The sequence below is a fragment of the Methylophilus sp. DMC14 genome (assembly GCF_056314085.1).
This window is the reverse complement of sequence record NZ_JBQUZA010000003.1, coordinates 235,282-259,669: the sequence shown is the minus strand read 5'-3', so window position 1 is coordinate 259,669 and position 24,388 is coordinate 235,282. Positions and strand designations below refer to the sequence as shown.

Sequence of the window (24,388 nt, the reverse complement as noted above, 5' to 3'; positions counted from 1 at the left end):
AGGGCCGTCTTTCATCGACGGCCCCTGCCCTTTCAAAATTAGGTTAAAATTTCGGGTTTACTGTTTTTCAATCGAACAAGAGAAGATTATGGATCCACGTCAAAGCATTATTGAAGCGGCCTTTGAAGACCGCGCCAACATCAACCCTGCCAATGCTCCGGCAGACGTCAAAGCCACCGTGGCTTCTATTCTGGATGATCTGGATGCGGGCAAACTGCGTGTGGCTACCCGGATTGGCGATAGCCAGCAATGGGAAACGCATCAGTGGATCAAAAAAGCGGTCTTGCTGTCCTTCCGCCTTAAAGACAACTATTTGATGGATGATGGCGTCACCCGCTACTTCGACAAAGTGGATCCAAAATTTGCCAACTACACCGAAGAAGATTTCAAGGCAGGTGGCTTCCGCGTGGTGCCTAACGCCATTGTGCGCAAAGGCTCTTTCATTGCAAAAAATGCTGTCTTGATGCCGTCTTACGTCAACATTGGCGCCTACGTTGGTGAAGGCACCATGGTAGACACCTGGGCAACCGTAGGTTCCTGCGCACAAATCGGTAAAAATGTGCACTTGTCCGGCGGTGTTGGCATTGGTGGCGTGCTGGAACCTGTACAAGCCGGTCCAACCATCATTGGCGATAACTGCTTCGTCGGCGCGCGCTCAGAAGTGGTTGAAGGCGTGGTGGTTGAAGACAACTGCGTGATTTCCATGGGCGTCTACATCGGCCAATCCACTAAAATCTATGACCGCGAAACCGGCGAAGTGCATTATGGTCGCGTGCCTGCAGGCTCTGTGGTCGTTTCAGGCAACCTGCCTTCCAGCGATGGCAAGTACAGCCTGTATTGCGCCGTCATCGTGAAAAAAGTGGATGCCAAAACCTTGGGTAAAGTTGGCATCAACGAGTTGTTGCGCGGCATTTAATACGCCTGCCGAAATAAAATAAAGAGTCACTTCAACCGGCCTGCTCAAGTTATTGCGCGCCAGTTCCGATAAAGAAGTGACTCTAAATACCGTAAAGATGTCCCGCAAGCAAGACAGCGTGAGCATTCTTGAATAGTTGAGTGTTAACCCGTTGGAGAGTCAGTAGTCCGAGCAATCCCAGCAGTAAAGCAATGAGCAATACAGAGCAAGCACAAAGAACAAGTAGTCGTGCCACACATTAAACAATCAAAATAAACGTGCAATTACTTATGATAACAACGCAAATGCTATTGGTCGCACTCTTTACATCCAGCGTCGTTGGATGCTTTTTTGCGTTCAAACTGGTTGATCGTTTGCGTGTTGCCACTCCCAAAGAGCATGACTTCATGCTCAAAAAATATGCCGTCGTCATGGCAGCTGGTATCTTCAGCCTGCATGCTGGCTACCAGTTTCTCGCAGATAATATCCCTAAGGTTAGCCAACATCCCATCGACCTGATTGGCTGCATGCTGTGCAGCTATCTGTTGGCCGCCGCTATCCTCAAAACGGTCCATAAAAAAAGACTGCCCTTACGTGATCTGCTCTCCGCTTCTACGGCCACCGGCATTAGTGGCTACCTGCTGTCTTATTTTTATCAGATCAGTGCCGGGGCCATCAATATCCGCATAGACAGCTGGACCGCCCTGTTTTCCCTGTTCCTGGCTTGCCTGACCGCAGCCCTGGCAATTGTCACCATCCTCTGGCTCAAAGGCTATAGCGGCAAACTCGAAAAACGTTTGAAGTGGATGTTTTCGATAGAAATTGCATTGGGTTTTTTAGCCTCGCACACGGCCATCAACCTCAGTATTGTGCATAACAATATGCTGATTGGGCAGCCCAGCGATCAAGCCGATAATTATTTAATGCTGCTGCTGGTTCTGGTCCCGGTCTTTTTATTTATCACCTCGTTTATTCTGGTGATTTTTTATGAGCGCAATATCGATCTAGCGCAAAGCAAACTGACCTTCCGCAATACGCAAACCGTCAATAAAAAATTCCTGGCCTATGATCCGCTCACACACCTGCCCAACCGGGATGCCTTGAACCAGCACCTGATCCTGAGTGCCAAGCGCTGTGACCGTAACGGGGAATCGCTGGCCCTGGCTTATATCGACCTGGATCACTTCAAACCGGTCAATGACCAGTTTGGTCACCATATTGGCGATTTGCTGCTGATTGAAGTCTCCAAGCGTATCAGCAATGCCATCCGCAATTGTGATTATGTGGCACGTGCCGGTGGCGACGAGTTTATTGCCGTATTGAGTGAGATTGAAAATCACCAGAGCGTGGTCACCGTGATTCAGCGTGTGGTGGATGCGTTACGCGAAACGTTTGTGATTGAAGATCACGTGATTGAGATTTCGTGCTCGGTGGGCGTATCGATGTATCCACAAGACGGCAACCTGCAAAAACTCAAACTGAATGCAGACGCCGCCATGTACAAGGCTAAGGAAAACGGCAAAAACCAGTATCGATTCTTTGATGCCGAGATCGAGCAAGCCTCTGACGAGATGCAACAAACCCGTATTGAGCTCAAGCAAGCCATTAGCGAGCAAGAGTTCAGGCTACTGTTTCAGCCCAAAGTGGATGCCATCACGCGCATGGTCCATGGTGCCGAAGCGCTGTTACGCTGGCAGCATCCGGCCCGCGGACTGCTCTCCCCCAACAGTTTTATTGAGGCGGCGGAGCGCTTTGGCATGATTGAAGAAATCAACGCCTGGGTCATCTCCCAGGCCTGCCGCACGATTAGCCAGGCACGCGATCGCGGCATAGACCTAAGCATTTCAGTCAATATGTCCAACCAGCAGTTCCGCAACAAACAGTTGGGCGCGCTGATTCAATCGATTCTTGAAGCGCATGCCGTAGAATCCCGCAACCTCATTCTGGAAGTGTCTGAAACCAACGCCATTCATCATCAGGGCCAGTTCAAGGACACCTTGCGCCAATTTAAACAGCAGGGCCTTAAAATCTCGCTGGATGATTTTGGCTTGCATCCGTTCAGCCTCACACATTTAGAGGACCTGGAAGTCAGCGAAGTCAAACTGGACCGCTCCCTGACCAAAAACGTGGCGGTTTCGCACACCTCGCTCTCGATTGTTGAGGCTATCGTCAAACTGGCGCATGCACTCAATCTGAACGTCGTCGCCGAAGGCGTGGAAGACGAGGAACAGCGCAAAGCGCTGGTCAACATCGGCTGTGACCAAATGCAGGGTTTCCTGTTCTCAAAACCGGTAGAGCAACAATACCTGTTTGATGTATTCAGCAAACTGCAATCGCAGTCAGCAACCCAAAACCTGTTCTGAGGTTATGTGAACACCGCAATAAATGGCGACGCCATCTGCCGTGGCTGGTAAAATAAGTTTTTTAGCTTGATGATCAGCCATGAAACTATACGGCATCCCCAATTGCAATACCGTCAAAAAAGCGCGTGACTGGCTGGACCAACACGCCATTGCATACGAATTTCACGACTTCAAGAAACAGGGCCTGGATAGCGTCACCGGCCAAGCCTGGCTGCAACAATATCCTTGGGAAAAACTGGTGAACCGCAGCGGGATGACCTGGCGTAATTTGGCAGAACCGGAAAAAAATAGCGTGGTAGATGCTGCCTCTGCACTTGCCCTGATGCAGTCCAAAACCTCGGTGATTAAACGCCCGGTATTGGTCAACGCCGATAAAATCATCGCCCTCGGTTTTAATGAAGCCGATTACCGCCAACTGTTTGCTCAAGAATAACCACTATGTCAAAAACACTGGATCTTGCCATTGATTTGCTTAAACGCCGCTCGCTGACGCCAGAAGATGCTGGCTGTCAGGAGGCCATGATTGCCCGCCTGGCGCCACTGGGGTTCAAGATTGAGCGCATGCGTTTTGGCGAGGTCGATAACTTTTATGCCAGACGCGGCACCACCGGCCCACTGATCGTGTTTGCCGGCCATACCGATGTCGTCCCCACTGGCCCGTTGGACCAATGGCATACGCTACCGTTTGAGCCTACAATTAAAGACGGCATGCTGTATGCACGCGGCGCGGCAGACATGAAAACCTCGCTCGCTGCGTTTATCACCAGCATCGAAGAATTTATCGCCGAACATCCTGACCATCCTGGTTCGATTGGCCTGCTGATCACCTCAGATGAAGAAGGCATTGCGATTGAGGGCACTGTCAAAGTGGTGGAGGCGTTGCAAGCCCGCGGCGAAAGCTTTGATTACTGCATTGTGGGTGAGCCCACCAGCAACAAAGTGGTCGGTGACATGATTAAAAATGGCAGACGCGGCTCCCTGTCCGGCAAACTCATCGTCAAAGGCATTCAGGGCCATATTGCCTATCCGCATCTGGTGAAAAACCCGATTCATCTGGCGGCACCGGCCATTAAAGACATGGTTGAAACCTTATGGGACAACGGCAACGAATATTTTCCGCCGACTTCCTGGCAGATTTCTAACATCAACGGCGGCACCGGCGCGACCAATGTGGTGCCTGGGCATGTCGAGATATTGTTTAACTTCCGCTACTGCCCTGAAGTGGATGGGCAAGGCAGCTCTGAACAAAGTTTGCGTACGCGCGTCCACGCGATTCTGGACAGCCACGGCTTTGAATACAGCCTGGACTGGGAACATAACCAGTCCTATATCACGCCACGCGGCAAGCTGGTAGAAGCTATCAGCAACGCGATTGTGCAGAGTTACGGGGTCACGCCCGAGCTGTCTACCACTGGCGGTACCTCCGATGGGCGCTTTATTGCCGATATCTGCAAAGAAGTGATTGAATTCGGGCCGTTGAATGCCACCATCCATAAATTGAACGAATGCGTCGCCGTGGCCGATATCGAGCCTCTCAAGGAAACCTACAAGCGCACCATGGAATTATTGTTGCTGGGTTGATTTAACCGCCGATAAACGCTAATGAACGCCGATCAAGAAAGACTGGCACTTGACGCACTCACCGGTAGAGTTATCGGTTGTGTATATGCAGTCAGTAACTATCTTGGGTGTGGTTTTTTAGAAAAAGTATATGAAAATGCTCTGCTATTGGAATTGAGGAGTGCAGGCCTGACTGCAAAAGCTCAATATCCGGTCGCGGTTTATTACAAAAATACTATGGTTGGTGAGTATTTTGTCGACATCTTGGTGAATGAATGCATCATTTTAGAATTGAAAGCATGCAATGCACTCTCACCAGAACACCAGTCACAATGCATGAATTACCTTAAAGCGACCCATTTGAAAGTATGCCTACTTATTAATTTTGGCAGAGCAAAAGTGGATATCAAGAGAATCGTCAATCAGTTCTGAATCGACACCTCTTCGTATCGGCGTTTATCTGCGTTTATCGGCGGTAAATTAAAACCATGACAACTAACCTACATACCATCCGCGACTGGCTGCGCTATGCCGTCAGCCGTTTTGAAAACTCTGACATTTTTTATGGTCATGGCACCGATAACAGCTATGACGAAGCTGTCTGGCTGATCATGAGCGCACTGCATTTGCCGCATGACACCCTGAATAACTTTCTGGATGCGCGTTTAACTACAGAGGAAAGCCAGCACCTGGCAACCTTGATCGACAAGCGGGTCACAGAACATACGCCAACCGCCTACCTGGTGAATGAAGCCTGGCTGCGCGGGTTCAAGTTTTACGTCGATGAACGCGTCATCGTGCCACGCTCATTTATTGCCGAATTGCTGGAAGATGGCTTGCAGCCTTGGGTTGAGTTTCCGGAAATGGTGGAATCCGCAGCGGATATTTGTACCGGCTCGGGCTGCCTGGGCGTGTTACTGGCCGAGGCCTTTCCCAATGCGCATATTGATGTGGTGGATATCTCCCCGGATGCCATTGAGGTCTGTAATATCAACATCCAGCGCTACGGCCTTGAACATCAGGTGCAAGCGGTGCAATCCGATATGTTTACCGCACTCAAAGGCCGTAAATATGACGTGATTATCAGCAATCCGCCTTATGTAGATGCCCCTAGCATGGCTGAGTTACCAGAAGAGTACCGCAAAGAGCCGCAACTGGCTTTGGGCAGCGGCGTTGCCGGGCTGGACCATACCCACGTACTGCTGACGCAGGCAGCTGAATACTTGAATGATGGCGGCGTGCTAGTGGTAGAAATCGGCCACAACCGTGACGCCTTGCATGAAGCCTATCCAGACTTACCCCTTACCTGGCTGGATACCAGCGGCGGCGACCAGTTTGTGTTTATGCTCACTAAAGAAGACTTGCTGGAAGCCGGGCTGCACACTGAATAACGTGTTATCAGCGCAGGCACACAGCAATACTGAGGTCTACGCTGTTCTTCTTGGCTTGGTAGCGATTAAACGCTATTCGCCGTAAACCTTCATTGCTTCGGGTGCAAAGCCATGATTGAGTGGTCCGACGCCCTCGCCTGTGCGCACATGCGAGCCCGCATATAAGGCACCGCGCACATAGGTTCTGGCCGCCAACACAGCCTCTGACAGGTTACAGCCCAAGGCAAGATAGGCAGCGATCGCGGATGAAAGCGTACATCCGGTGCCATGCAAGTTATGGGTAGAAATACGCACTGAATGCAAGCGCTGGATTACATTGTCCTGCCCATTGGCATGGGCTTGCACCAGAATATCCAGCACTTCATGGCCAGGCAGATGCCCCCCTTTGAGCAAGATGGCATGCGCGCCTTGTGCAAGTAAGGCTTGCGCGGCCTCGGCAAGTGCATCGCTTTGCGTCAGCGGACGGCCCAGCAACAACGACGCCTCATCCAGATTCGGGGTCACCACCAAAGCCCGTGGAAACAACTCGGATACCAGCACGGCAATCGCCTCATCAGAAATCAGTTTGGCACCATTGGCTGCCACCATCACCGGATCCAGCACCACTTGCTTGAGACCATGGGCATCCAGCGCTTGTGCCACCGCCTCCACCACTTCAGGAGAATGCAGCATACCGATCTTGACGGCATCGACACCGATATCTTCGACCACCGCATCAATCTGGTCACGCAACATGCTGACCGGCACGCTATGAATGGCGCGCACCCCTTGCTTATTTTGCGCCGTCAGCGCGGTAATGGCCGTCATGCCATAGCAACCAAGGGCAGAGAATGTTTTGAGGTCGGCCTGAATTCCGGCACCACCACTACTATCAGAGCCAGCGATGGACAGCACACGCGGATATCGGTGAGTGACCAGAGTTTCTTGCATACGACTGTCAGTCATGCGATCGGCTTTTCCGTCAACACACGACGCGCAGATTAACCACGCCCCCGATTACGGTCAGTGCGTTTTTTAGCACCGCTATTGATACGCGCATTTTGCATGGAGGCCTGCTTCAAATCTGAATCCTGACGAATACGACGGTTGCCAGTTGGCGCGCGTGCAGGACGCTCTTGCTGCGTATCAACGGGATTATTCACAGTATCCAGCAAGCTACGGCGCTGCTTGCGTACTTTAGGCGTAAACACGCGCGTCGCACGGTCACGGTCATGCGGGCTCATTTGCTTGAGCGGTTTGCGCGGCACAGGCAAGCCTGCCCACTCCAGCAAAGCCACCACCTGTTTTTGTTCCAGCTTGAGCATGGTGCCGCGCTTGAGGCGGGGCGGCAACGCAACTGGGCCGAAACGCACACGCATCAGGCGGCTCACAGGCAGGTGAAATGCCTCAAACAGGCGACGGACTTCACGGTTACGGCCCTCTTTAATCACCACTTGGTACCACTTGTTGGCGCCTTCGCCCCCGTTAGGGAAAATACTTTCAAAGTTGGCTGGGCCGTCTTCGAGCTCAATGCCGTGTTTGAGTTGCGCCATCTGTTCTTCAGTCAGCTCCCCCAGAATACGCACCGCATATTCGCGCTCCACCTCATAGCGTGGATGCATAAACCGGTTAGCCAACTCGCCGGAGTTAGTAAACATCAGCAAACCGCTGGTATTCATATCCAGACGCCCAACGGCAATCCACTTACCCTGTTTGATGCGTGGCAGCTTGTCAAATACCGTGGCACGCCCTTCCGGGTCATCCTGACTCACAATCTCGCCTTCCGGCTTGTGGTACAGCAATACTTGCGGTAACTCCGCCTCAAACGGCAAATGCAGAATCCGGCTATCCATGCGCACCACATCATGCTCATCAACCACCGCACCCACCTGCGCCACCTGGCCATTAATGGTAATGCGGCCGGTTTCGATCAAAGCCTCCATGTCGCGACGTGAGCCAAACCCGGCCATCGCCAGCAGTTTATGCAAGCGCTGCCCTTCACGCGGCGCTGGCACTCCTTCTTCGCCATCCTCTACTGCGGGCGGAGTAACTTTGGGTGCACGTGGCGGACGAATCGGACTTTTGGGAGCTTTAAACGGACGGGCCATACTTCAACCTCTTGAATGAAGGCTCTATTTTAACTGATTTAGGGTAAAGGGCCTAAAGCTGGTTTAACGTAGCCACAGCCCCCCTACCCAGAAATGATACCAGCGGCTTTAGCAAGATAATTAGAGGCTTTACACCATATGCATTTCGCACTTAGTGCGTAAACTAAGACGCAACACGGCTTGTATCGCATTATGCTGAGGACAGACAGTTGGGCAAATGCTTTGGTCATTGAACTGACGTTGAGTAATGATAGATAAAACTTCATTTTACTTCGAGTCCAATGACTGTTGACTAAAGCAAAGTAACATTCAGCGCCCTGCGCCTTGTGCAAGTGTCGCCATACTCAGTACAGGCTACGCTTGCTGGGTTATTGACATGTACAAGCCAGCGTCAAGAATTGGAATCAGCTTATAAAAATATTGTGAAGTTAGCAATTTTCGTCAGGCTTTACTTCATATAAATAAGCATACTCCTGTTCGTGGATAAGGAAAAAACATGAACAAGCAAAAAGAAAAGTTGTACGCTGCACGATTTCAAGAGGTGCTCAATTACATTGAGCATAATCTTGATAAGCCGTTAAATGTGGATCAACTTTGCGCTATTGCTCACTTCTCTAAATTCCATTTCCATCGGCAATTTGACGATTATGTTGGTATTAATGTCGCTCGGTATGTATTACTGCTTCGATTAAAACAAGCTTCGTTTAAGGTCGCTTTTCAAGATTCTGTAACAATTATTGATGTCGCACTGAATGCCGGTTTTGAATCCCCAGCAAAATCAATGGGGTCAGACTCGATTGATTCCACTCTTTAACTTTTGAAACTCACTAGATTTCCTGTCCCCGCCTTTAGCCATCTTATACGACCGTCGATTTAATTGGCTAGCGATACTTTGTTTGAAATAGTCACTGCCCAACACCCACGCCTTATTGGTCGCTTCACGTATTTGCTCCAGACTGATCTCGTCTACCTGCCCATCAAACAGGCTTCGATAGTGTGATTGCCTTTGTCCATCATCATTGCCCAAGGCCCAATACATCGCATGCGGCGTCACGATTGGGTCATGCTGCCCCAAGGCATTTACACAATAACTGCTCCAGGGATATTCAGCAGGATGGCCGACCATATTGGCTCTTACTGGATTCAGCTCTATATAGCGATAACAAAGCAGCGCATATTGTTCGCTGTCGATCAGGCTGGCTTTGTAACGACCTTCCCATAAAGTGCCACTGCGCTTGTAGGTGTAGTTATAGTACTGCACATAGTAACGCCCCAACATTTGCATCATTTTGGAAAGCCCATCTTCTTTGTGGGGTGTGGCTAACAGATGTATGTGATTGGTCATTAATACATAGGCGTGAATATCGCATTGATGCTTTTTGGCCGCGTCTGCCAATTTATCTAAGAAGAATTGATAATCCTCTTCCGCAGCAAAGACTGCGGCGCGGTTATTGCCTCGGATAATAACGTGTTGTGGGTGACCAAGCAAAACAAAACGAGGGAGTCGGGCCATGGCAGATACCGCTCTTAAAAAACACAGATAGATGCACGATAGTAAATTAATCCGACTAAATCAATCGAGTCTGACCCCATTGATTCAGACAAGCAAATTTGAAATTGCGTACTGGGCGTAGCTAGCCATTTATACGGCGAACCGCAGGCGGGTACGCCCTACGGGGCCTGACTTTTTTATTTTTACTCTGACCCCAATTATTCCCCTTCACCAATAGGTTTTCAAACCTTCTCACCAAATGAGAGATTTATTGCATCTATTTTGTACAGCATGGCTATCCATCTTTCTGAATATGCATCTGGCACAGTATCATTTTCGATATATTTATCGGTGAACACTTCTTTTATCAAATCATAACGATTCGGATTCACTGCTTTTGCACAGAGCAAACTAATGATGACCTGAATGGTAGGGTCTACTCCACCGGCTGTGTAGGGCCAAAGGTTAGCCATTGGTGAGTCATTTATTTTTGCTTCAACTGCCCTCAAATCAGCATATTTTGCATAAAAGGGCAAAGCGTGCTGCTTAAAAGCATTTGTGATTATCTGCGCGACTTTCTGTATATCTTCAGCGCGGGTTTCTGGATAAATTTTCAACTCTGACTCTCTGCTTTGCCAAGGTATAAAGGGAAAAGAAAGAGCAAGTGTGACATTCTGTTTTTGTGCCTCTTCACCATAGATAAGACCCATTGAGTTAAACAAATTTTGGATGACGTCATGACGCACACCAAATGCACAACCTATAGTTTTATAACCAGACCCCAAGTGTCCTTGATCAACTATCATAAAATCATCAAATCCATAATCCGTGTATCTGACGAAACTATTCCAGTCTTTCTTAAGCGCGAATCCCTCAGCCTCTAAAGTTGGCTTTATAAGCTTACTTATCTCAAGTTCTGTTTTATTCATTTTTAACCTTTACTGTGGGCCTGCCTTTTTATAGTTGATATTTGTGGGTGGGTACACCCAACCTTTTGGCATAGTCTTACCAGCCAAAACACCTTCAACAATAAATCCGTTACGCATTATATAAGGGTCATGCAAAAGCTGCATTGGTTGATGGGGTGAGCCCGCGTAGGGCGGACTCGTTTACAGCCCGCCGTATGAAAACTAACAGCCAAGGGGATGCAACAAGTTGATCACATAACGCTTTGTAATTTTTAAAGTCATCAATCAGCAAGCTTTTCAAACAACTGCATGCACCACTTGTAATTGCAAGCTACGGTTACCGTTGTACTCATTCACTTGTAACGAGTAGGCAAGTTCGACTTGTTCTGGCAACGGTTCAGCGTGCTGAAAATAAATGGCATCAAATTGCTGGTTGTGTTTTTGCAGGCGCAGTTTTAAGTGCTTTTCGGCCAATAATTTTTGTGACAAGACGTCAAACTGATCATAAAACACCGGTTGTGGAAAGCCTTGGCCCCAGACATGCTGGGTCAGTAATTCTGCGGTCTGCAAAGACATCTCAGTGAGCGCAAGCCCGCCATCGGTTTCCAGCATCTCTTGCAAGACTTCTGCGCTGATCAGGCTTTGCACGACCTGCTCAAACGCCTGCTGAAAGCGCGCAAAATCTTCAGCGCGGACACTCAAGCCGGCCGCCATGGCATGGCCGCCAAACTTGACGATGAGGTCGGGCTGCTGCTTGGTCACCAAGTCGAGTGCATCGCGCAAATGCAAGCCGGCTATCGAGCGGCCGGACCCTTTAATCAGGCCGTCTCCGGCATCGGCAAAGACAATGACGGGGCGGTGAAAGCGCTCTTTGATGCGTGATGCCAGAATACCAATCACCCCCTGATGCCAGTCTGGCTGGAATACGCTAATCGTGTATTGCTCTGGCCTGAAATCCTGCGTTAAATCGGCCATGGCGTCGAATTGCATCTCAGCTTCAATCTGCTTGCGCTCGGCATTGAGGCGATGCAACTGCTGCGCATATTGCATGGCTTCTTGCGGCGTCTCGGCCAGCAAACAACGAATACCTATTGTCATATCATCAAGGCGACCAGCAGCATTCAGACGTGGGCCGACATAAAAGCCCAAATCTTGCGCACTCACTTGTTGCGGATCACGCCCGGCGAGCTTAAGAATGGCCTGAATGCCAGGGCAGGCTTGGCCCTGACGGATACGCTTGAGGCCTTGCCTGACCAGAATACGGTTATTGGCATCCAGCCGCACGAGGTCTGCGACGGTGCCCAGCGCGACCAGATCGAGCAAGCGCCCCAAGTGGACTTGGTCTTCAGCCAACTGGCCGCGCTGCTTGAGCTCGGCACGCAAGGCAATCAGCACATAAAACATCACGCCGACGCCAGCCAGATGCTTGCTAGGAAAACCGCAGCCACGCTGGTTGGGATTCACGATGCAATCTGCAGCAGGCGTTTGCTCGGCGGGCAAATGATGATCGGTAATCAGAACGCGTAGGCCCAGTGCCTTGGCCGCGGCCACGCCATCTATACTGGCGATGCCGTTATCCACGGTCAGCAGCACCTGCGGCTGCCGCGTGGCTGCCAGTGCGACAATTTCCGGCGTGAGTCCGTAGCCATATTCAAACCGGTTGGGCACCAGAAAATCGACCTCGGCGCCCATCATGCGCAAGCCGCGCATAGCAACACTGGTCGCTGTTGCGCCATCCGCGTCATAATCGCCGATGATTAAAATGCGCTGTTGTTGCGCAATCGCATCAGCCAATTGCCTTGCCATTTCCGCTGCGCCGGTCAAGGCCTCCGGTTTAAGCAGATGCGGCATGTCTTGCAGGCTCCAGTCAGCACTTGTCACGCCTCTCGCTGCGAGCAATCTCGCCATTAATGGCGGCAAGCCCTGCGCTTGCAAGCCCTCCAGCGCAGCGATGTCATAAGCTCTCTGTTGAATCTTCATGGGTTGAATCCCGCTTGCTCAGTGGCGGAAGATAGCGATTGCTCGAGTTGCTGCAATAGCTTGTTTAACGTGGTGGGCTTGCGCCAGAAATGCCAGCGCGGACGTTTCTGGTAATGAATCTGTACACTACGTTCAGCAAACGGGAGCACGATGTGAAGTGCTTGAAGCGTGCCAGCTTGCAAGGCCTGATTGAGCGCAGGCCAATCCAGCGTTTCAAGTTCATCGGTGATCCACAGCGCCTGTTGCGTACGCGGCATTTGCATCACCTCAGCCAGCGTGGTCGCCTTGCATCTGGGTAATTGCAAGGCACTCAACCCAGCAAAGACCTCGCCTTGCCCGGCAACCAAATCAAACCCATGCTGCCAATCTGGCACAGGGCCCACGCTGGCAAACCAAAGGCTGTTGAGCGCTCCTGGCCAGTCAGCCATGGATGGCTCGGTGGCCAGTTGATGCAGCAGCATTTGCATCTCGTTGGCCCATTGCCGGATCAGGCCGGCATCAGGCCCTTGCGGCTGCCAGTGCATGGCTTGCTGAAACAAACAATCCTGTGGCCAGCGGCACTGCACCTGAACCTGTCGCAAAGGTTGTACCCACCAGTACCGCTGACCTGAATCAATATGCAGCTCAAAATCTGCTGCAAAATGGGCTTGTAGCCGCGTTGTGAGCGTTTGATAAATCGCTGACGACAAGGGCACGACAGACTGCAAACTAAACGTATCACGTCGCATTGCCAAATGGACAGGCAGCAGACAAAAAGCCGGCAGGACAGTCTCCTCCATTCTTGACGACAATACGCGACTGACTGGAGCGTGTGGTGCACGGGAATCAGACGCGACCAACTGCGCAAATAAGGTATTTAAGGGTGGTTGTGCAACTGTTTGCCAGCTTGCATATTGCAACGACGGACACTGATTCAAGAGTGATTCAACTTGCGCAACAGGCTGCGCAGCCGCTCCAGACAAGTAATCTGTGATATAAATTTGCTGAATCATGAGAAAACCAATACACTAGAACGAATCGAAAACTTGAATGCTTGCGGATGTCACCGGAACGAGTCAAACCTAGGCTGAACACGCGTGAGTAAGCAATTTTTGCAGTGACAAACATTAAACTTATACACGAAATTGGGGGGGATGTCATGAATCACCGGCGACGGCAGTGTAACCCATTTGTATTTGTGCTGATGTTATTTAGTATTTGACCTGGAATCCATGCAATTCTTCCAAAACCTGAGTATACAGTCCAGACTACTGCTTCTAGTCATCGGCCCCGTCTTCGCGCTTTCCTGCATTTTTCTGTTGTTTGACTTTAAAGAGCAACTGCAACATGAAGAAGAAAAACTCAGTCAGCATGCCTTGACCACTGCAAAATTCTTGTCTGCGGTCATCCATAATCAAGATCAATTACATGGCAAGCCTTATATTGATCGCTTGCTCAAAGCAAGCCAGCTTAACCGCGAGCCCTATCTTTCCCTGATCATTGCAGACGCCAATAAACAACCGATCGCCAATGTAGGTGCAGTCTTCACTATGCAAGACGGCCTGCTCCAGCAAGACACGATGGTGATGCAGCAAGCCACGCACGACATCACCATGGTGAAAGTGTTTTCCACCACGCCCGCACATCAGCTTTTGGGATATGTATTTGTATCCGTAGACAAAGCCGCCCTGATCGAAGACCATAGGCAGGCATTTATTAAAAATGTCGGCTATATCACGCTGACCCTGATCTTGTGTTCCATCCTTGTCAGCTGGGTCAGCCGCTCCATCAGTCAGCCAATTCGCGATATGACCGCGGCACTCAAGCGCTTTGTGATCGGTAGCCAGCAGGTCAGCCAGGTTAAAAATACCCTGCCAGAGATCAAATCCTTACAAAGTACGATCAACCAGATCTCGCGTGAGATGCAGCACGTCGAGGCAGACATGCGTCACCGCATTCAAGATGCACAGGCGCAATTGCGTTATCAGGCGCGGCACGACGCCCTAACCGGACTGGTCAATCGACAGGAACTCGAAAGAAGGTTGCAGCAAGCCTTGCAAGACGTCAAACAGCATCGTGCCAATCATGTCTTCTGCTACATGGACCTCGACCAGTTCCGCGTCATTAACGACACCTGCGGTCACCTGGCGGGCGACGAAATGCTACGGCAGATCAGCATGATCCTGAGCCAACGCATTCGTGCCGAAGACACCTTTGCCCGCCTGGGTGGCGATGAATTTGGCTTGTTACTGAGTTATTGCCAGGTTGAAAAAGCCATTGAAATCGCCGCACAACTGCGGCAAATGGTCGAGGCCTTTCGTTTCATGCACGAAGGTCGGCTATTTCAAACAGGCATTAGCATAGGCATCGTTGAAATCACCGCAGACCTCAAGGATGTTGGCCAGATTACGCGCCATGCGGATGCCGCCTGCTACGTTGCCAAAGACAACGGCCGCAACCAGATTCACCTGTTCCATAATGAAGATGACGTGATGCTCAAGCGCCATGCAGAAATGGAGTGGGTACTGCGCATCAACGAAGCCATCGAACACAACGAATTTGTATTGTATTGCCAAGGTATTTTTCCGCTACAGCAAAAAGAACTGCCCCCCTTCTATGAAATCCTGATCCGCAAGCGTGACGAAAACGGCGGCATTATCCCGCCTGCCGAGTTTCTGCCATCGGCAGAGCGTTACAATCTCATGACCAAAATTGATCGCTGGGTCATTCAACATGCCTTTATGGCATTACAACCCCTGTTCAAACTGCAATCCAGCATCAAACCGTTTATTGTCAGCATTAACCTCTCGGGCATGTCTCTTGGAGATCCACAGCTACTGCCCTACATCAAAAACTGCTTTGAAACCTACGAGATTTCGCCCGGCCATGTCTGCTTTGAAATTACTGAAACCTCGGCAATTATCAATATCGACAACACGATCAAACTGATCAAAGAACTACAAAAAATGGGCACACGTTTTATGCTGGATGACTTTGGCAGCGGCATGTCCTCGTTCAGCTACCTCAAGCACCTGCCCGTCAACTTCCTCAAAATGGATGGTGCCTATGTCAAAGACATCACCAGCAACAAGGTAGACTTAGCCATGGCCAAAGCCATTCAAAGCGTTGCCCAATCCATGGAAATCAAGACCATTGCAGAATATGTTGAAGACCAAGCCACCTTGGACTGCCTCAAAGAAATGGGCGTCGCCTATGCACAAGGCTTCTACTTAAACCGCCCGATGCCACTCAACGAAGCCCTGGCCCGCCATATTGGGACCATCAGCCAACAACTTCAAGTACCCGTAACCATTACCCCCGATCTCGCAGTTTAATTGCACAACCAAGACGATCTGGATCAGACTTAAAGCCGCAATCTTCGCAGCCTCAGAGAGTTTGATCTCCTCACATGATCAACCTTGTTGACAGCTTGAAATGACGTAAATCTTCAGTATTAGGTGCTGCAGTACTCTTAAGACTTGAGGCATGCAGAAACAAGCCAGGATGAACTGCAAATGATGATTGGATGCAATCAGAATCACTATTTAAAAAGTACTCCCCCACCAACACTGTCGAATTAAACTGACCCTTGGATTGAACCCAATAAAAAGCCTCAGCTCCGCTGCTGCTCCAAGCTGGGATCCATGCCCTCAGCCACTAGCTTTATGGCTTCTTCACGCTCTTGATTGGCTTGCTATAGGGAGATATCTGGATAAGTACCTAGGGAAAGCAGCTTTTCTTTTGCTGCAAAGCGATACTAGAGCCGCCACCACTTGCTAATGTTGAGGTAACTCACACTGGGGCCAAGTGTTGTTACCCCGTCACTTACCCCACTTTACTCGTGGATATCAATGAACTACTTTGGATGGCTGATACGTAAAAATAGCCTTGAAAGGTCGTTTCAAGGCTATTCTTTGGATGGTATTGAACCACCTTGGATATGTGTTTGGTCGGGACGGCGGGATTCGAACTCGCGACCCCTTGCACCCCATGCAAGTGCGCTACCAGGCTGCGCTACGCCCCGAAGATTCAAAATCAAACGATAAAACCGTTTGAAAAAGAAGGTGGCATTATAAAGCAAAACCGCATATTCGCTAAGCAGAATATGCGGTTTTTATGGCTACGTTGTGCGCTTATGCAGGCACTTTGAGCAATTGCAGCACTTGTTGAATTTGTTCTCTAAGCGCCGCCACATCAATAGCGGATTGCGATATTTCTTCTGCCATCAAGCCCTGAGATTGTGGACTGCTTGAAACCGCTGATTCGGTGTTGCTGCGCGGTTTATCTGCTTTTTCTTCCACACCATCCAGGCGATTGCGGGCGCCACTGATGGTAAAGCCTTGCTCGTATAGGAGTTCGCGAATTTTACGGATCAGCAGGACTTCGTGATGCTGGTAATAGCGACGATTGCCGCGGCGTTTGACAGGCTTGAGCTGAGTGAACTCTTGTTCCCAGTAACGCAAGACGTGTGGCTTCACCCCGCATAGTTCGCTCACTTCACCAATCGTGAAGTAGCGCTTGGCGGGAATGGGGGGCAACGACACTTTTTGCGTTTCTAGCATAGGGTGTAATCAGATCAGGCTTGTGCTTGTAATGGATGTTCTGCGTAGTGTTCTTCTACGCGTAATTTCAATTTTTGGCTGGCATGAAAGGTCACCACACGGCGTGCAGAAATCGGGATTTCTTCACCGGTTTTTGGGTTACGACCTGGGCGCTCGGATTTGGTACGCAGTTCAAAATTACCGAAACCGGATAGTTTGACGCTGTCCCCTTCTTCTAGCGCATTCCGGACTTCTTCAAAAAACGCTTCGACCATATCCTTGGCTTCGCGCTTGTTCAGCCCTACTTGTTCGAACAACAAATCGGCTAAATCAGCTTTTGTGAGTGTCATTAACGATCCCCTGAACCTTCTTATTATGCGAGATGACGCTTGAGTTGTATCAACTGTTAATCCTTGGAGTAATGCAATGATGATTTAAATGGCATTATCCTGATGAATTACCTAAATGATGTTGCCCCTAAGTGATACTATCTTAGTGATGCAGCAAAATTGGATGACCAGTTATTGAGGATTCGCGCCACGATTGTATCGACTTCCTCATCGACCATTGTCTTGCAAGTATCTTGCATAAGTACAAGAAATGCAAGGCTTTTTTTGTTTTCTGGCACCCCTTTGCCTTGATAAACATCAAACAATTTTAGGGTTTGTAATTGCGGAATTTGCTCGGCAATAATGGCATCAATCATGGTTTGTGCTGACACATTTTGATCAACAATCACGGCAAGGTCACGGCGCACAGGTAAGAACTTGCTTACCTCGCTATACGCCGGCACTTGCGTCGCCAGCGCAGCGGCCGCATCAAGCTCAAACAGATAACAGGCGCTGGTCAGGCCATACTGTTGTTGCCATTGCGGATGCAATTTACCTAGCCAGCCTACAGCTTGATCGCCCAGATAAATGCGTGCTGACTGGCCTGGATGTAAGGCGGGATGCTGCTCAACCACAAAACGCACGGTTTGCGCGAACAGCGACTCGACGTGGGCCTTAGCATCATAAAAATCAAAAGCACGGGCTTCTGTCGCCCATTGTTCTGGCTGGACGCTGCCATAGATCAGGCCAGACAATGTCAATGTTTCGATAAAGCCCTGGTTACCTTGTTCATAGCGCGCACCGAGCTCAAACAGCATGGCACGGGTTTGCTGACGCTTGAGGTTGTAGTCCAGGGCATCGAGTAGACCGCCCCACAAACCGGAGCGCATCACGCTCAGATTGCTGGCAATCGGGTTTTTAAGTGTAATCGGTGCTTCATTCCCGTACAAATCACGCTCCCAGCTTGCATCCACAAAGCTGTAGGTGACCACTTCTTGATAGCCTTGATTAACCATGACATCGCGCAACCAATGCTTGCTGCGCTGCGCTTCTGGCGAGGCCAGCATGCCTTGCGGTGCCACAGGGGTCAGTGCCGGGATATGCTCGTAGCCATGCAAACGGGCAACTTCTTCAATCAGGTCTTCTTCACGTGCGATATCAAATCGGAAGCTAGGCGCATTGACCTGGAACACACCATTGCTTTCGGTATAGCTGAAACCCAATTGTGTGAGCAACTGCCCTACACGCGCCAGGCTGATTTCTATGCCTAACACTGACAGCAGGTAGGCATAGCGCAAGGTGACTTGATTGCGTACCGGCAAGTCGGCAGTCACTGCGGTGACAGCGGCGGCCTGGCCACCACAAATTTCGAGCACCAATGCCGTCGCACGTTCAAGGGCATTCAGTGTGTTACCAAAATCCACGCCGCGCTCAAAACGGTAAGAGGAGTCGGTGCTCAACCCCAAACGACGGGCTTTGCCAGCCATCACATCTGGCGTAAAGAATGCGCTTTCTAAAAAGATCGCTTGCGTAGTATCGCTGACTGCGCTGGGTTTACCCCCCATGATGCCTGCCAACGCCACGGGGCCGTTACTGTCGGCAATGACCAGATCATCGCCCTTGAGGGTGGCTTCAGTGTCATTAAGCAATACCAGTTTTTCACCTGTCTGGGCAAAACGTACCTGAATATCGCCTTGCAGCAGGTTCAGGTCAAAGGCATGCAACGGTTGCCCTTGCTCCAGCAAAATATAATTGGTGATATCCACCAGCGCACTGATGCTACGAATACCACTACGCTCAAGGCGGCGGACCATCCAGTCTGGCGTTTTAGCTTGTGCATTCACGCCTTCGATCACCCGGCCATAATAGGCCAGGCAAGCCGTACTGGCTTGCAGCGTCACGTTTTTGGTCAGGGTCCCTGTCACCGCAGCAGGGGCAACAGCTGGTGCAGTCATTGGCGCGCCGGTCATGGCAACCACATCGCGTGCAATACCGACGATGCTCAGACAGTCGGCACGGTTAGGCGTGAGCTTTAACGTGTAGGCATGGTCGTTCAAATCCAGATACTCACGAATATCCTGACCAACCGGCGCGTCTGCTGGTAGCTCCAGAATGCCGTTGGCTTCTGTGGCAATGCCCAGCTCTTTGGCAGAACACATCATGCCAAAAGACTCAACCCCACGTACTTTGGCTTGCTTGATTTGAATGCCTGGTTGCCCATTGCTTTCTGGCAACTGTGCGCCAACCAGCGCACATGGGGCTTTCAAACCGGCACGCGCATTAGGCGCACCGCAGACAATTTGCAAAGTCTCCTCGCCGACTTTCACCTTGCACACTTGCAGGCGATCAGCGTCTGGATGTTTGGCCGCCTCCAGAATCTCGGCCACAACGACGCGGCTAAAGGCTGGCGCAACAGGCGTGAGCGCTTCAACCTCCAGGCCTGCCATCGTCAGCGCATGACCAAGCTGCTCGGTATCCATCGCTGGATTCACCATGGATCGTAACCATTGTTCGGAGAACTGCATATCTGTCTTACCTTGTCTTAATTCTGCTGTTTAAAGTGCGCGGGTGCTGAAATTACTTGATGAACTGCTGCAAAAAACGCAGATCATTATTAAAGAAATGGCGTAAATCATTGACGCCATAACGCAACATGGCCAGGCGCTCGACACCCAAACCAAAAGCAAAACCACGGTATTTGCTGCTATCGATATTGACGTGCTTGAGTACTTCGGGATGCACCATACCGCAACCACCGATTTCCAGCCAACCGCCATTCCAGCTCATGTCCATCTCGGCTGACGGCTCGGTAAACGGAAAGAAAGATGGACGGAAACGGACGGTTAAATCGTCACGCTCAAAGAATTTTTGCAGGAAATCCTGCACAACGCCTTTTAGGTTAGCAAAACTGATCTGCTCATCTACCCACAAGCCTTCCACCTGATGAAACATCGGTGAGTGTGTCGCATCCGAGTCCACGCGATACACACGCCCTGGCGCAATAATTTTTAAAGGCGGCGTATTGTCTTGCATGTAATGGACCTGCACTGGCGAGGTATGTGTGCGCAGCACGTATTCCATGTAATCCCCACCGGTTTCCACATAAAACGTATCGTGCATGGCACGCGCCGGGTGGTTGTCAGGGATATTCAAAGCGGTGAAATTATAAAAATCGGTTTCAATTTCAGGGCCATCGGCCACACTAAAACCGATAGAGTGAAACAGCTCTTCCACACGACGCAAAGTCAGCGTCACAGGATGCAGGCCCCCTTTGGACTGCGCACGCGCAGGCAAAGTCACATCAATGGTTTCGCTCGCCAGTTGCTTGGCCTGGGCTGCGGCCAAAATACTGTCACGCCTGTCATTCAAGGCTTGCTCGACCGCCTGCTTGACCACATTAATCGCTGCCCCGGCTGCAGGACGTTCTTCGGCACTCAACTTGCCCAAGCCCTTCAATGCCTCCGTAATAGCGCCTGACTTGCCCAAAAATTTGGCCTTGGCGTTTTCCAGTGCAGGGATATCATGACAAGCGGCAAAGTCCTGTGCTGCTTCTGCGATTAAGTGATTAAGATCAGCCATCGTCGGTATTCTTTTAGGGTTTAAGTAACATTAAAATAAAAAAAGAGGCCGCAGCCTCTTTTTTTGGTAGGTCTGATTAGGCGCTTAAACCTGTTTTAGCCAATTCTACAAATTTGGCAAAAGCAGCTTTATCGAACACGGCCAGATCAGCCAGCACTTTACGGTCAACTTCAACCGCAGCTTTTTTCAAGCCATTCATGAAACGGCTGTAGGTCAAACCAGCTTCACGGGCTGCCGCGTTAATACGAGCAATCCACAATGCGCGGAATTGACGTTTTTTCTGACGACGGTCACGATATGCATATTGACCGGCTTTCATGACCGCCTGTTTGGCAACACGGTAGACGTTCTTACGACGACCACGGTAACCTTTAGCAGCATTTAATACTTTTTTGTGTTTTGCGCGTGCGATGACACCACGTTTTACTCTAGGCATGTCGGTCTCCTTATTGTGTTGGCATCATTGCGCGAACGCGTTTCACGTCGGTCGCAGAAATAATTGCGGTACCGCGCAGTTTACGTTTTTGCTTGGTTGTTTTCTTGGTCAGGATGTGGCGCAAGTGAGAGTGTGTACGCTTCACTTTGCCGTTACCCAAGAACTTGAAGCGCTTTTTGGCGCTGCTCTTTGTTTTCATCTTTGGCATTTTGGTCTCCTTAGAGGTTGAGTAAAGAGTGAGTAGGCAGCCAATTTAGCCATATCACTCCAAAAAACTTATTCTTCTGCGGACTTGTCCGCTTTTTTCGGTAGCACCTTTTTAGCGGGCGCCAGCACCATCACCATTTGGCGGCCTTCCATTTTCGGATACTGCTCGACCGCAGCATGCTCAGCAAGATCTGCTTCCAGACGCTTCAACAGCGCCAAACCGAACTCCTGATGCGTAATTTCACGGCCACGGAAGCGCAAAGTAATCTTGGCTTTGTCACCGTCGCCCAAAAAGCGAATAATGTTACGCAACTTGATGTTGTAATCGCCATCATCGGTGCCAGGTCTAAATTTGACCTCTTTAATCTGCACCTGTTTTTGTTTGAGTTTTTGCTCGTGTAGACGCTTACTCTCGGCGTATTTGAATTTGCCATAATCCATCAAACGGCACACGGGTGGTGCAGCATTTGGTGCAATTTCAACAATATCAATATCAGCTTCTTCCGCTTTGGCAAAGGCCTCTTTGAGACTCATCACACCTAACGGTTCGCCATCTACACCAATCAGACGCACTTGTGGCGCGGTAATATCGCCATTAATGCGTGTATCTTTATCCTGAGCTATAACAATCCCCTAACAATAAACAAAGCCGCACGGCACCTAAAAAATTAGACCCGGTTTTGGATGTCTTGCTGTACACGCGCAACAAACGCATCTACCGACATTGCACCCAGATCTTCACCTTTTCTGGTACGTACGGCCACATGACCATTTTGCATTTCCTTATCGCCAACAACAATCAGATAAGGCATTTTTTGCAAACTATGTTCGCGTATTTTATAGGTAATCTTCTCGTTTCTCAAGTCAAAATCGCATCGAATGCCATTTTTCTTCAATTTTTCAACTACTTGGCGCACGTAATCGGCCTGATTGTCCGAAATATTAAGCACCATGACCTGCACAGGCGACAGCCAGACCGGCATGGCACCCGCAAAGTTTTCGATCAAGATGCCTAAAAAACGCTCCATGGAACCCACAATCGCACGGTGCAGCATGATAGGCCGCTGGCGCGTATTATCTTCAGCCACATACTCGGCGCCCAGGCGCTCTGGCAGGTTTGGGTCGAGCTGGATGGTGCCACATTGCCACATACGACCGAGCGAGTCTTTGAGGGTGAATTCAATTTTCGGGCCGTAAAAAGCGCCTTCGCCCGGCTGATACTCGAACTCAAGGCCATTCGCTTTAATCGCGTTAGCCAAGGCATTTTCTGCCATGTCCCATGCTTCTTCAGTACCCACACGCTTTTCTGGGCGGGTAGACAATTTAACGATCACATCGTCAAACCCAAAGTCTTTATAGACTTCGTACAACATTTTGATAAAGTCCGCCACTTCGGCTTCGACTTGCGATTCCATACAGAAAATATGGGCATCATCTTGGGTGAAGCCACGCACGCGCATCAAGCCATGCAAAGAACCAGACGGCTCGTTACGGTGGCAAGAACCAAACTCTGCCAGCCGCAACGGTAAATCGCGGTAGCTATGCAAACTGCTGTTGAAAATCTGGATATGACCAGGGCAGTTCATCGGCTTCACGGCATAATCACGGTTTTCCGACTGGGTGACAAACATATTGTCACGGTAGTTTTGCCAGTGGCCGGATTTTTCCCAAAGAGTTTTGTCCAGTACTGTTGGCGTGCGTACTTCCTGGTAATCGTACTCCCTGAATTTGGCGCGCATGTACTGCTCTACCTCTTGCCAGATGACCCAGCCTCGCGGATGCCAGAACACCATCCCCGGCGCATCCTCCTGCATATGGTAAAAATCGAGCTGCTTGCCGAGCTTGCGGTGGTCGCGCTTCTCAGCTTCTTCCAGCATATGCAGATACGCTTCCAACTCTTCTTTATTGCGCCAGGCAGTGCCATACACACGTTGCAGCATTTCGTTATTGCTGTCACCGCGCCAGTAGGCGCCGGCCAGCTTCATCAATTTAAATGCCTTGAGCTTGCCGGTATTAGGCACGTGCGGGCCACGACACAAGTCGGTAAACGCGCCTTCTGAATACAGCGAAACATCCTCATTGCTGGGAATGCTGGCAATGATCTCGGCTTTGTAGTGCTCGTTAATGCTTTTGAAGTAAGCCACCGCTTCATCACGTAGCAGCACTTTGCGCTCGACCTTTTCGTCTTTCTTTGCCAACTCAGCCATTTTTTTCTCAATGGCCACCAGGTCATCCGGCGTAAATGGGCGCTTATAGCTAAAGTCGTAATAGAAGCCATTTTCAATGACAGGACCTATCGTCACCTGTGCATCCGGGAACAGCTCTTTTACCGCATAGGCCAACAAGTGTGCCGTTGAGTGGCGGATAATTTCCAGCCCCTCTTCGTTCTTGTCCGTGATAATCGCCAGCTCAACATCTTGCGTAATCTCATGAATGGTATCTACCAGCTTTGCTTCCTGACCGGGATAAGTCACCTTGCCAGCCAGCGCGGCTTTTGCCAAACCGGTGCCGATATTGGCAGCCACCTCCGCCACCGTTACAGCGTGTTCAAACTGTCTTACAGAACCATCGGGTAATCGAATATTTGGCATGCCAGATCCGTCAAAATTTTAGCGAACAACCTTGAAACAAGGCCTATACA

Annotated in this window: 22 protein-coding genes and 1 tRNA gene; 8 read left to right on the top strand and 15 right to left on the bottom strand. The window is 50.2% G+C overall.

Features of this window, described 5'->3' with window-relative positions; all coding sequences use genetic code 11:
* The first annotated feature begins 88 nt into the window (after nt 1-88).
* The 6 genes from dapD to prmB all read left to right on the top strand — a co-directional run bounded on the left by dapD (nt 89) and on the right by prmB (nt 6,209).
* Nucleotides 89-916: a 2,3,4,5-tetrahydropyridine-2,6-dicarboxylate N-succinyltransferase gene (dapD, locus tag ACT53C_RS08200; RefSeq protein WP_194748213.1), complete on the top strand. Its 828-nt coding sequence runs from the start codon at nt 89-91 to the stop codon at nt 914-916.
* A 269-nt stretch (nt 917-1,185) separates the two neighbouring features.
* Nucleotides 1,186-3,258 carry a bifunctional diguanylate cyclase/phosphodiesterase gene (locus ACT53C_RS08195; protein ID WP_476145515.1) on the top strand — a complete coding sequence of 691 codons (2,073 nt, stop codon included), beginning with the start codon at nt 1,186-1,188 and terminating at the stop codon, nt 3,256-3,258.
* 79 nt (nt 3,259-3,337) lie between these two features.
* Nucleotides 3,338-3,691 (top strand): ArsC family reductase, encoded by a 354-nt coding sequence (locus ACT53C_RS08190; protein ID WP_476145514.1) that lies wholly within the window; start codon nt 3,338-3,340, stop codon nt 3,689-3,691.
* Between the two features lie 5 nt (nt 3,692-3,696).
* Nucleotides 3,697-4,839 (top strand): succinyl-diaminopimelate desuccinylase, encoded by a 1,143-nt coding sequence (dapE, locus tag ACT53C_RS08185; RefSeq protein WP_476145513.1) that lies wholly within the window; start codon nt 3,697-3,699, stop codon nt 4,837-4,839.
* A 21-nt stretch (nt 4,840-4,860) separates the two neighbouring features.
* Nucleotides 4,861-5,250: a GxxExxY protein gene (locus ACT53C_RS08180; RefSeq protein WP_275355863.1), complete on the top strand. Its 390-nt coding sequence runs from the start codon at nt 4,861-4,863 to the stop codon at nt 5,248-5,250.
* A 56-nt stretch (nt 5,251-5,306) separates the two neighbouring features.
* A complete protein-coding gene (prmB, locus tag ACT53C_RS08175) occupies nt 5,307-6,209 on the top strand; it encodes a 50S ribosomal protein L3 N(5)-glutamine methyltransferase (RefSeq protein ID WP_476145512.1) in 903 nt (300 codons plus the stop codon).
* Between the two features lie 72 nt (nt 6,210-6,281).
* On the opposite strand, the gene thiD is transcribed toward prmB, so the two are convergent.
* Together thiD and rluB are read right to left on the bottom strand one after the other, a co-directional pair.
* Nucleotides 6,282-7,154 carry a bifunctional hydroxymethylpyrimidine kinase/phosphomethylpyrimidine kinase gene (thiD, locus tag ACT53C_RS08170; RefSeq protein ID WP_476145511.1) on the bottom strand — a complete coding sequence of 291 codons (873 nt, stop codon included), beginning with the start codon at nt 7,152-7,154 and terminating at the stop codon, nt 6,282-6,284.
* A gap of 35 nt (nt 7,155-7,189) precedes the next feature.
* Entirely contained in the window at nt 7,190-8,296 is a 1,107-nt protein-coding gene (gene rluB, locus ACT53C_RS08165) for a 23S rRNA pseudouridine(2605) synthase RluB (RefSeq protein WP_313988459.1), read from the bottom strand.
* A gap of 496 nt (nt 8,297-8,792) precedes the next feature.
* Between rluB and ACT53C_RS08160 the strand changes: the two genes are divergently transcribed.
* Complete coding sequence (locus tag ACT53C_RS08160; protein WP_476145510.1) at nt 8,793-9,110, top strand: AraC family transcriptional regulator; 318 nt, start codon at nt 8,793-8,795, stop codon at nt 9,108-9,110.
* Here the strand turns inward: ACT53C_RS08160 and ACT53C_RS08155 are convergent.
* The 4 genes from ACT53C_RS08155 to ACT53C_RS08140 form a co-directional block, all read right to left on the bottom strand.
* Nucleotides 9,084-9,809: a transposase gene (locus tag ACT53C_RS08155; protein ID WP_194748219.1), complete on the bottom strand. Its 726-nt coding sequence runs from the start codon at nt 9,807-9,809 to the stop codon at nt 9,084-9,086. The genes ACT53C_RS08160 and ACT53C_RS08155 overlap by 27 nt on opposite strands.
* 221 nt (nt 9,810-10,030) lie before the next feature.
* Nucleotides 10,031-10,717 carry a hypothetical protein gene (locus ACT53C_RS08150; RefSeq protein WP_194748220.1) on the bottom strand — a complete coding sequence of 229 codons (687 nt, stop codon included), beginning with the start codon at nt 10,715-10,717 and terminating at the stop codon, nt 10,031-10,033.
* Nucleotides 10,718-10,993: 276 nt separating this feature from the next.
* A complete protein-coding gene (gene recJ / locus ACT53C_RS08145) occupies nt 10,994-12,676 on the bottom strand; it encodes a single-stranded-DNA-specific exonuclease RecJ (protein WP_476145509.1) in 1,683 nt (560 codons plus the stop codon).
* On the bottom strand, nt 12,673-13,668 hold the full coding sequence (locus ACT53C_RS08140) for a hypothetical protein (RefSeq protein ID WP_476145508.1): 996 nt from the start codon (nt 13,666-13,668) through the stop codon (nt 12,673-12,675). Before ACT53C_RS08140 ends, recJ begins: the two co-directional genes overlap by 4 nt.
* 219 nt (nt 13,669-13,887) lie before the next feature.
* On the opposite strand from ACT53C_RS08140, the gene ACT53C_RS08135 reads away from it, so the two are divergent.
* The gene (locus ACT53C_RS08135) at nt 13,888-15,990 is read left to right on the top strand and encodes a bifunctional diguanylate cyclase/phosphodiesterase (RefSeq protein ID WP_379075455.1); all 2,103 of its coding nucleotides are present in this window, start codon (nt 13,888-13,890) and stop codon (nt 15,988-15,990) included.
* A gap of 612 nt (nt 15,991-16,602) precedes the next feature.
* Here the strand turns inward: ACT53C_RS08135 and ACT53C_RS08130 are convergent.
* From ACT53C_RS08130 to thrS, 9 genes are all read right to left on the bottom strand, one after another.
* Nucleotides 16,603-16,679, bottom strand: a tRNA-Pro gene (locus ACT53C_RS08130).
* 109 nt (nt 16,680-16,788) lie between these two features.
* Complete coding sequence (locus ACT53C_RS08125; protein ID WP_194748228.1) at nt 16,789-17,217, bottom strand: MerR family transcriptional regulator; 429 nt, start codon at nt 17,215-17,217, stop codon at nt 16,789-16,791.
* A gap of 14 nt (nt 17,218-17,231) precedes the next feature.
* Nucleotides 17,232-17,546, bottom strand: coding sequence for an integration host factor subunit alpha (locus tag ACT53C_RS08120; RefSeq protein ID WP_194748229.1), 315 nt, complete (start codon nt 17,544-17,546; stop codon nt 17,232-17,234).
* A 137-nt stretch (nt 17,547-17,683) separates the two neighbouring features.
* Complete coding sequence (gene pheT, locus ACT53C_RS08115; protein WP_476145507.1) at nt 17,684-20,050, bottom strand: phenylalanine--tRNA ligase subunit beta; 2,367 nt, start codon at nt 20,048-20,050, stop codon at nt 17,684-17,686.
* Nucleotides 20,051-20,102: 52 nt separating this feature from the next.
* Nucleotides 20,103-21,104 carry a phenylalanine--tRNA ligase subunit alpha gene (pheS, locus tag ACT53C_RS08110; RefSeq protein WP_476145506.1) on the bottom strand — a complete coding sequence of 334 codons (1,002 nt, stop codon included), beginning with the start codon at nt 21,102-21,104 and terminating at the stop codon, nt 20,103-20,105.
* A gap of 76 nt (nt 21,105-21,180) precedes the next feature.
* Entirely contained in the window at nt 21,181-21,540 is a 360-nt protein-coding gene (rplT, locus tag ACT53C_RS08105; RefSeq protein WP_194748232.1) for a 50S ribosomal protein L20, read from the bottom strand.
* A gap of 10 nt (nt 21,541-21,550) precedes the next feature.
* Nucleotides 21,551-21,748: a 50S ribosomal protein L35 gene (gene rpmI, locus ACT53C_RS08100; RefSeq protein WP_018985786.1), complete on the bottom strand. Its 198-nt coding sequence runs from the start codon at nt 21,746-21,748 to the stop codon at nt 21,551-21,553.
* Between the two features lie 68 nt (nt 21,749-21,816).
* Complete coding sequence (gene infC, locus ACT53C_RS08095; protein WP_476145624.1) at nt 21,817-22,371, bottom strand: translation initiation factor IF-3; 555 nt, start codon at nt 22,369-22,371, stop codon at nt 21,817-21,819.
* A 44-nt stretch (nt 22,372-22,415) separates the two neighbouring features.
* Complete coding sequence (gene thrS, locus ACT53C_RS08090) at nt 22,416-24,338, bottom strand: threonine--tRNA ligase (protein ID WP_476145505.1); 1,923 nt, start codon at nt 24,336-24,338, stop codon at nt 22,416-22,418.
* Between the last annotated feature and the right edge of the window lie 50 nt (nt 24,339-24,388).

Coding starts and splice junctions, on each gene's coding strand:
- dapD (WP_194748213.1), top strand. CDS start 89: ATGGATCCACGTCAAAGCATTATTGAAGCGGCCTTTGAAGACCGCGCC.
- ACT53C_RS08195 (WP_476145515.1), top strand. CDS start 1,186: ATGATAACAACGCAAATGCTATTGGTCGCACTCTTTACATCCAGCGTC.
- ACT53C_RS08190 (WP_476145514.1), top strand. CDS start 3,338: ATGAAACTATACGGCATCCCCAATTGCAATACCGTCAAAAAAGCGCGT.
- dapE (WP_476145513.1), top strand. CDS start 3,697: ATGTCAAAAACACTGGATCTTGCCATTGATTTGCTTAAACGCCGCTCG.
- ACT53C_RS08180 (WP_275355863.1), top strand. CDS start 4,861: ATGAACGCCGATCAAGAAAGACTGGCACTTGACGCACTCACCGGTAGA.
- prmB (WP_476145512.1), top strand. CDS start 5,307: ATGACAACTAACCTACATACCATCCGCGACTGGCTGCGCTATGCCGTC.
- thiD (WP_476145511.1), bottom strand. CDS start 7,154: ATGACTGACAGTCGTATGCAAGAAACTCTGGTCACTCACCGATATCCG.
- rluB (WP_313988459.1), bottom strand. CDS start 8,296: ATGGCCCGTCCGTTTAAAGCTCCCAAAAGTCCGATTCGTCCGCCACGT.
- ACT53C_RS08160 (WP_476145510.1), top strand. CDS start 8,793: ATGAACAAGCAAAAAGAAAAGTTGTACGCTGCACGATTTCAAGAGGTG.
- ACT53C_RS08155 (WP_194748219.1), bottom strand. CDS start 9,809: ATGGCCCGACTCCCTCGTTTTGTTTTGCTTGGTCACCCACAACACGTT.
- ACT53C_RS08150 (WP_194748220.1), bottom strand. CDS start 10,717: ATGAATAAAACAGAACTTGAGATAAGTAAGCTTATAAAGCCAACTTTA.
- recJ (WP_476145509.1), bottom strand. CDS start 12,676: ATGAAGATTCAACAGAGAGCTTATGACATCGCTGCGCTGGAGGGCTTG.
- ACT53C_RS08140 (WP_476145508.1), bottom strand. CDS start 13,668: ATGATTCAGCAAATTTATATCACAGATTACTTGTCTGGAGCGGCTGCG.
- ACT53C_RS08135 (WP_379075455.1), top strand. CDS start 13,888: ATGCAATTCTTCCAAAACCTGAGTATACAGTCCAGACTACTGCTTCTA.
- ACT53C_RS08125 (WP_194748228.1), bottom strand. CDS start 17,217: ATGCTAGAAACGCAAAAAGTGTCGTTGCCCCCCATTCCCGCCAAGCGC.
- ACT53C_RS08120 (WP_194748229.1), bottom strand. CDS start 17,546: ATGACACTCACAAAAGCTGATTTAGCCGATTTGTTGTTCGAACAAGTA.
- pheT (WP_476145507.1), bottom strand. CDS start 20,050: ATGCAGTTCTCCGAACAATGGTTACGATCCATGGTGAATCCAGCGATG.
- pheS (WP_476145506.1), bottom strand. CDS start 21,104: ATGGCTGATCTTAATCACTTAATCGCAGAAGCAGCACAGGACTTTGCC.
- rplT (WP_194748232.1), bottom strand. CDS start 21,540: ATGCCTAGAGTAAAACGTGGTGTCATCGCACGCGCAAAACACAAAAAA.
- rpmI (WP_018985786.1), bottom strand. CDS start 21,748: ATGCCAAAGATGAAAACAAAGAGCAGCGCCAAAAAGCGCTTCAAGTTC.
- thrS (WP_476145505.1), bottom strand. CDS start 24,338: ATGCCAAATATTCGATTACCCGATGGTTCTGTAAGACAGTTTGAACAC.